9 protein-coding genes are annotated in these 6999 nt (G+C 46.7%); 1 reads left to right on the plus strand and 8 read right to left on the minus strand.

Annotated features, from left to right (window positions below; genetic code table 11):
* Positions 1 to 314: 314 nt before the first annotated feature.
* From ACY2VT_RS13850 to ACY2VT_RS13865, 4 genes are all read right to left on the minus strand, one after another.
* On the minus strand, positions 315 to 1418 hold the full coding sequence (locus ACY2VT_RS13850) for a glycerol dehydrogenase (RefSeq protein ID WP_461880280.1): 1104 nt from the start codon (positions 1416 to 1418) through the stop codon (positions 315 to 317).
* Positions 1419 to 2109: 691 nt separating this feature from the next.
* Positions 2110 to 2481, minus strand: coding sequence for a v-SNARE N-terminal domain-containing protein (locus tag ACY2VT_RS13855; protein WP_461880281.1), 372 nt, complete (start codon positions 2479 to 2481; stop codon positions 2110 to 2112).
* 9 nt (positions 2482 to 2490) lie between these two features.
* The gene (locus tag ACY2VT_RS13860) at positions 2491 to 2931 is read right to left on the minus strand and encodes a hypothetical protein (protein ID WP_461880282.1); all 441 of its coding nucleotides are present in this window, start codon (positions 2929 to 2931) and stop codon (positions 2491 to 2493) included.
* Positions 2932 to 2933: 2 nt separating this feature from the next.
* A complete protein-coding gene (locus tag ACY2VT_RS13865; protein WP_461880283.1) occupies positions 2934 to 3200 on the minus strand; it encodes an ATP-binding protein in 267 nt (88 codons plus the stop codon).
* Here ACY2VT_RS13865 and ACY2VT_RS13870 point away from each other — a divergent pair.
* Positions 3082 to 3339 carry a hypothetical protein gene (locus ACY2VT_RS13870; RefSeq protein ID WP_461880288.1) on the plus strand — a complete coding sequence of 86 codons (258 nt, stop codon included), beginning with the start codon at positions 3082 to 3084 and terminating at the stop codon, positions 3337 to 3339. The two genes, ACY2VT_RS13865 and ACY2VT_RS13870, sit on opposite strands and share 119 nt — an antisense overlap.
* A gap of 102 nt (positions 3340 to 3441) precedes the next feature.
* Here ACY2VT_RS13870 and ACY2VT_RS13875 read toward each other — a convergent pair whose 3' ends face one another.
* From ACY2VT_RS13875 to ACY2VT_RS13890, 4 genes are all read right to left on the minus strand, one after another.
* Entirely contained in the window at positions 3442 to 4077 is a 636-nt protein-coding gene (locus ACY2VT_RS13875; RefSeq protein WP_461880284.1) for an L-2-amino-thiazoline-4-carboxylic acid hydrolase, read from the minus strand.
* A 14-nt stretch (positions 4078 to 4091) separates the two neighbouring features.
* Positions 4092 to 4928, minus strand: coding sequence for a class I SAM-dependent methyltransferase (locus ACY2VT_RS13880; RefSeq protein WP_461880285.1), 837 nt, complete (start codon positions 4926 to 4928; stop codon positions 4092 to 4094).
* Between the two features lie 175 nt (positions 4929 to 5103).
* Complete coding sequence (locus ACY2VT_RS13885; RefSeq protein WP_461880286.1) at positions 5104 to 5298, minus strand: DUF6796 family protein; 195 nt, start codon at positions 5296 to 5298, stop codon at positions 5104 to 5106.
* 87 nt (positions 5299 to 5385) lie between these two features.
* Complete coding sequence (locus ACY2VT_RS13890; protein WP_461880287.1) at positions 5386 to 6936, minus strand: ATP-binding cassette domain-containing protein; 1551 nt, start codon at positions 6934 to 6936, stop codon at positions 5386 to 5388.
* Positions 6937 to 6999 lie beyond the last annotated feature (63 nt).

Genomic DNA, 6999 nt, shown 5'->3' on the forward strand with positions numbered 1-6999 from the left:
GCTTCGCTCAAACAGTGCCTTCGCTTCTTTCTAACGCATTCAGCAAAGCACTAAGATTCTTAGGCTTCCTGCAAATGCGCCATGCCGGAGTACGAGCGAGCGGACAGCCGGGCTTTTTCCTGATCTCGTTGTGTTTTTATGTTTGATATTTTTACCATTTTACTTTAGCATGGGTTTATGTTTTTTTTGTGAAATAGGGTGAGTTTATTTTAACATATAGGAGGGGAGTTGGGAACTTCTATTTTTGTGTTGATTAAATTTGAGTATAAAAAAAGATCTCCTGGGGTTGGCAGGAGATCTTTTTTTCATATTGGTTACTCTTCTTCGTCGAGGTAGTATCTGCCGTAGGCGTCGGCTGCTTTGATGGCGGCGAAGACGGTCTCCGGGGTTACTTCGAATGGCATGTTGTGGAGGGTGTCGGTCTCTGCGCATGCGGTTTTGGCTACTTCCATGAGCTGGTCGTCGGTTACGTTTCCGGCGCCGAGTTCAGCCAGGGTGACTGGGAGACCGACTTCGATGCACCATAAAATGAGGTCTTCGAGTTCATCGAGCGGTACGTTTTCCAGGACGAGCTGAGTCAGGGTTCCGAAGGCTACTTTTTCACCGTGATACATGTGATGGCATTCCTCGAGTACGGTGAAGCCGTTGTGGATGGCGTGGGCTCCTGCGAGGCCTGCGCTTTCAAAACCGATTCCGGAAAGGAGGGTGTTGGCCTCGATGACTTTCTCGACTGCCGGGGTGCATACGCCGGCTTCAAGGGCGATTTTGGCTTTTACGCCTTCTTCCATCAGAGTGTCAAAACAGAGCTTCGCGAGTGCCATCGCTGCCTCGGTTGTTTTTCCGCCGGCGCAGGAAGTAGCTCCGCTTCTCTGGCAGGCTCTTGCTTCAAAATAGGTGGCAAGTGCATCACCCATTCCGGCTACGGTCAGGCGGACTGGAGATTTTACAATGATGTCGGTATCCATCAGAACCAGGTTCGGGTTTGCCGGAAGGAAGAGGTATTTCTCGAATACACCCTCTTCTGTGTATACAACAGACAGTGCGCTGCACGGTGCATCGGTCGATGCGATGGTCGGGCAGATGAATACTGGTGTTTCTGCGTAGTAGGCAACTGCTTTTGCGGTATCAAAAATTTTGCCTCCGCCGACACCGATGACCAGATCACAGCCTTTTTCTTTCACGATAGCAACCAGACGGTTGATCTCCCTCTCACAGCACTCGCCGTTAAAATAATCAAAAACAACGTCGCAGTCGCTTCCCGCAAAGCTTTCCTCAATCATTGCTCCGATCCGTCTGTAGCCTCCCTGGCTGATCAGAACCAGTGCTTTCTTTCCGCATTTTGCAGCATATGCTCCGATGTTTTTCATTTCCCCTGCGCCCTGTAAATATTTGGAAGGGCTGATTAAAATTTTTGCCATTTCTCTTACGCTCCTTTTTTGTTTTTTGAACGTCAGCCTCCGCTTCTGGCGTTTTCTGCGAAAAATGGATTTACCGCAGAACTTGTCTTTATTATAATAACTGTGCTGTAAAATTGCAAGAATATTTCCATCCAAAAAGCACCCAGGAAGTTCACATATTTCCCGGGATTTTTCGGTTTATTCTGCCTGATCGTAAATGATTTTGTTTTCTTTTCTCGCATCCGTCGGAGTTTCTTTTGCAATATAGCGAGCGATACGATGGAATGGCACTGATATTCCAGCAGCAGTTCGCTCCCGGCAGCCTCATAAACAGCACGGTCAGTGCCGCTTGCGTAAATTGGCTAAGGGTTGGCTGTGTTGACGATCGCATTGGCATGGACTTTTGTGATGTCGTTTCGGATGACTTTAAATGGCATGGGGATCACCTTCTTTCGTGGGATTTATAGCTGTTTTACATTTTTCCAGGGGTAAAATGACGTAAACTCTACACTTTTCCGGGGTTTCCATTACATAAACTCTACACTTTTTCCACTCTATATTCGTATATGCGTATGTTGATTGTCAAGTAAAATTGACCCACTTTTACGTTTAATTCTGACCCACCTGAATTCAGAAATCACCTGATTTTCAAGTGGGTCATTTCTGTATGTAAATCTGATTTTTTACACTGTGAATTGACCTGTCAAGCGCATCAGCTGAACGGAAGTTCAGCATCCGGATCAATTGCCGGATCACTCCATTCAGTATTGATGATTATGCTGTCTGAAACAGTATCATAATCCCCGCGAAGCTCCCTTAATTCTTGTTCTCGTTCTTCTTCTGAAAGACTCATCCACCATTCATACATTTCATCCTGGAAACGCATTGCGCTGACAAAGTCCATTGGGCATCCGTTTTCGCTATAAATATAGTCGCCGTTATCATATGGGCTTCGTCCACTGGCTACCCATTTTTCCAATTCACGTAACTCATCTTTCGTCATGGTCATTTCTTTTTTGTATTGTTTTAACTGTTCCTGCAGGAATTCTCTGTGCTCCGCAGGCACATTTTTTCTAAATCTCATATCTGCCTCCTAGTTAATGAGCACCTGATATCCATCAGTCTGCATTGAACTTTTGTCGATCAGTATTCTTTTGCCGATTGGATCCAGCAATACATACTTACTGAGTTTCAGCAATCGGTCACTGATCAGGGAATGTACCATGTTCTCCATGGCTTTTATACGGTCATTTCGACTTATAGCTCCCTCAGATCGGTCCGATGTTTCAATTTTATTTTCGCAGAGCATCTCTAAATTTAAAAAGATATCATCTTCCTTACGGCTGTCTGATTCAAAACGGTCAGTATCATAGTTATATCCAAGACTCTTGTCTGCTTTCATCCTTTTCATAACACAAGTTGGATTTTTGATCTCATAACAGCTTCGCATTAGGTCATATGCGGCTGTTTTTCCCTCTGTATTGTAAACTTCTATGATCCGCGGATATTTATCCGGTGTGATTTTTATACTCATTTTTATGCCTTTCTTTTTTTATACTCAGTTTTTCGACCTTTGACACGATAGCTGTCACCCGTTATACTTATGACATGGCAATGATGGACCAGGCGGTCAAGGATCGCTGCAGCGGCCAGCTTGCCGGTGAATAGTTCATCCCATCTGCCCATGGGCAGGTTTGTGGTGATCGTGTCAATTTTCCTGTTCATGTTTCTGATGATGTGGATCGTATACCGCATCTTCGGCAGTTCCCTCTCCCCAAAGGACGAACGTGTCGGACTGATCATGGAGTGTGTCAGCGCACTCGCCGCAACGGCATGCGAAACACACTCGGTGAAATGGATGGCAAAAATCGGTGCCTTCTACACCGCGGCAGCACTGCTCGTTTCCTGCATCGTATACCATATCGGACTGCTGATTTTCTGATTTCCAAAACAAAAACTGTTCTCTGAGATTTTTATGGATCCCGGAGAACAGTTTTTTCGTTGCCAAGCATATCAATAATCGGTCCAGTGGACTAATTTTGATTTATCCCTGTCTTTTATGATACCCGCAGTCGCAGTACGGTCCGCCTGATGCGAGGGTGTATTCTCTCACAAAATCTGTTCCTCCTCCAGCATCGCTTATGGTGTAATCGAGGCGGCACAGGGCCGGTGCGAGGTCGTACAAACCGTATTTTTTCATAATTTCGCAGATTCCGCACTTTGTAAAACGGGCTTCGTAGCCGCTGCCGTTCTCATACTCGTACAGTTCCATATTCCAGGAATACCGGTTGCGGTCGGCGGCATGGAAAGCAGCGGTGCTGCGCAGTCCTTCGAGATTCTTTGCGGTATATCTTTTCTTTGCGCTTGCACGGCAGAACCATTTCATTGGTTTTGTCATCATGGCATCCGCGTAATATTTCGTCAGCATTTTTACATCCGGCCGCTTTGGCATGGAGAGGATAAATGCGGCGAGCATCGCGCAGCTCACAGCGTTCATCTGAAAACGGTCTTCCTTTTCAAACTCCGGCAGATCCGCAATGATTTCCTGATACTTTGCTTTCGCTTTCTGCGTTATCGTCTTTGCCGCCGCTTTGTCATAGCCGAACACAATGGTCAGCTGTTTTTCAAAGGAATTTGCAAACACCATCCACAGAGCTGACGGCATTCCTGCATATTTCATCTTTGCTTCCCCCTTTATTCTTTAAAATCCAGCCGTACAATCTGCATTTTCATCTTCTCATCTCCGATTTTTGCCAGAAAACGGAAAAAACTGCTCACGGACGGGTCTTTCAGATCATTGTAACCGAGCATGTAGCCGCGGCTTGAGATCTGCAGCTTTTCTGACCAGGGCGAGAGTTCTGCTTTGGCATCGGAAACGGCAAAGTATGCGCCGACATCCTTGATTTTTGCATCTTTGATCCAGGTCTTCAGCATCAGTTTTACTGCTGTTTTGTTGGCGGCATCGAACACCAGCTTTCCTCCCGGAAATGCCTGTGCCATCGCCTGCACGAGTGCTTTTACCTCATCGGTAAGGAAGTAGTAGAACACGCCTGCCGCAAAAAATACAGCACCGTCTGAATCATCAATCTTATCAAACCAGGAAGTGTCATTTAAGTTGCATGGAATATTTTCCTCCCGTTTTCTCGGCGAAAGCATCTGATTGCGCACGGCGATGACATCCGGGAAATCGAGGTTGTAAACTTTGCAGGTTCCATTGTCGCAGCGATGACCGGTATCATCCAGTCCGCAGCCGAGATTGACGATCGCAGCTTTCGGATGTATTTTCAGATAATCCCGCACCTCATAGGCAAGATCATTCTGGCGCATCGCCACCTCCAGAAAGCCAAACCGCTGCATCATGCTTTTTGATTTTCTGGCAAGATCGGAAAAATCATAATCAATCTCTTTCATCAGCCGGATCGCCGTCTCGTCCCGGAAGAGGCTCGGATACAGTTTCGAACACATTTTTCTTCCATACAGCGGAATGATCATGGTCTCCTGTACGGTATTCTTTTCAATCAGATATGTCATACGCTTCCCCCTGTTTTCCATTCTTTTTATAGTTAGTATTTTCTAACCATTACTTTTTGAAAAAGCCGCCCGCACGGCAGCCTCTTCTCTTTTTCTGTTTTTATTGTAGCACCCACACTTTTTGATTGCAAGATAAACGGCATTTCTCTTTTGTTTATTCTGCGTTACTGCTCACCTATTTTTGAATCTTTTTCATCATCACCAGCAGTCCCGCAAACATCCAAAGGTTTCCGACCGCGATCCATGCACAGTCAACTGCGTTTGCAAGAGGCCGGTTTCCGAACAGGCCCACCAGTTTTGTTGCTGACATACCGACCAGAATGGAAAATATCCAGCACCATCCCCTCCGGCAGCGGATGAGCTCTCGCACGCGTCAGACTCATTTTCATATCGTAATCAAAACCTTTCTTCTTACATTTATCATATCGCAAACGCAGGAGATCTATATATCGTTTTGTTAGTTTTCTCTAATCAGTTTCAGTCCGTCTTTTCCCAGCAGATACTCCTTCCCGCACACCTCTCCGATATACTTCCTGTCATGCGAAATGCTGATGATGGCTCCCGGAAATTCGCGGAGCATTTTTCTTATGACCGGTCCCGATAAGGGTGAAAAGTTTCGGGTTGGCTCGTCCAGAATCAGCACATTGGCATTGCCAAGGCTCATTTTCAGAAGCAATACTTTTGCCTTCTGGCCGCCGGACAGTTCGCGGATGGGGTGATCCATCTCGTCTGCCGTGTATTTCAGCGATCCGAGATATGTCCGAATCTTCGTTCTCTCACTCTTCTCCCCGGTGGGATCCAGAAAATCGACCGGCGTCATGGAAAGATCCAGCTGATCCTCGTAATTCTGCGGCATGTAATCTACGCGGAGATCTTCCCGCTCTTTCAGTTCTGCCGCAATCTTTTTCAGCAGTGTTGTCTTGCCTGCCCCATTCGGGCCGACAATGCATATTTTTTCCGGTCCTCTTATCTTTAAGGTGATGTTTTCCGCCAGAATCCGCTCCCCATCCGGCGTTTCCAGTTTCGGAAGCTGATATTCGATGACCGTTTTCCCGGCCGGCATGGCTGCCTCTGCTCCTCCAAGCTGGAAGTAAATCGCTTCCTCCTGCTCCGGCATTTCTGTCATGCGGGCATCCTCTTTTTCGAATCTGCGGTTCATCGCCTTTACGGTATGCATTTTGTCCTTCAGATTTTTCGCCACAGACGGTGCCTGACGGGAACAGTTGTTCAAGGCGTTCTGTACGCTCTGGTATACCCTTCGGTATTTCTCATCGCGCATCGCTTTCTCTCGCCTGTCACTCTGCGCCTTCTGTTCCTGGCGCTCGAAATTCTGCAGCCGCTCTTCTACATACGTCCGATAGGGAAGCTTCGCAACCGTGTATCTCGATTTTGTCTTCCGCACAATCTGTTCAATATGAATCACCATATTTGCCGTATTTTCAATCAGCGTTTCATCGTGCGAAATAAAAACAACAATATGCTCCCATTCGCGGATCAGTTTCTCCAGAAGTTCCAGTGTCGCAAGATCAATATCATTTGACGGCTCATCCAGTAGAAGGACTGTGACATCCTCCATGAGAAGACGCATCATCTGCGCTTTCACCTTCTCGCCGCCGGAGAGCTCACTCATCTGCTGATCCCGGTAGAAAAACTCTTCCGTCAGACCAAATTTTCTTGCCAGCACCGCCAGATCCTTCGGTGTCTGATCCCAGAACTGTTCTTTTTCGTAAAAATATTCATATACTGTCTTCGCTTTCTCCTCCTCCGGAAGTTCCTGCGGCAGATAGCCCAGCCGCTCCTTTCCGATGATGCGCTCGCCTGTGGATTCGATGTAATCTTCCGTCAGTGCGGGATCGTAGATCCACTTCAGAAGTGTAGATTTTCCATTTCCCTCCTCTCCAATGACAACAGCTTTGTCACCGTCATTCAGTATGTATATTCCGTTGCAAATGAACCACTTGCACGGACTTTGTGAGCCAGCCTCACGGAGGATGTGAACCACCCTCACGGAGACTGAGCCAAGATACTATTTTGTTAACCACCAGGCTTTTACCTGTTGATTATATAACAA

It is taken from the genome of Fusicatenibacter sp. (genome assembly GCF_050872605.1).
GTDB lineage: Bacteria > Bacillota > Clostridia > Lachnospirales > Lachnospiraceae > Fusicatenibacter.

Coding starts and splice junctions, on each gene's coding strand:
- ACY2VT_RS13850 (WP_461880280.1), bottom strand. CDS start 1,418: ATGGCAAAAATTTTAATCAGCCCTTCCAAATATTTACAGGGCGCAGGG.
- ACY2VT_RS13855 (WP_461880281.1), bottom strand. CDS start 2,481: ATGAGATTTAGAAAAAATGTGCCTGCGGAGCACAGAGAATTCCTGCAG.
- ACY2VT_RS13860 (WP_461880282.1), bottom strand. CDS start 2,931: ATGAGTATAAAAATCACACCGGATAAATATCCGCGGATCATAGAAGTT.
- ACY2VT_RS13870 (WP_461880288.1), top strand. CDS start 3,082: ATGGGCAGGTTTGTGGTGATCGTGTCAATTTTCCTGTTCATGTTTCTG.
- ACY2VT_RS13865 (WP_461880283.1), bottom strand. CDS start 3,200: ATGATCAGTCCGACACGTTCGTCCTTTGGGGAGAGGGAACTGCCGAAG.
- ACY2VT_RS13875 (WP_461880284.1), bottom strand. CDS start 4,077: ATGAAATATGCAGGAATGCCGTCAGCTCTGTGGATGGTGTTTGCAAAT.
- ACY2VT_RS13880 (WP_461880285.1), bottom strand. CDS start 4,928: ATGACATATCTGATTGAAAAGAATACCGTACAGGAGACCATGATCATT.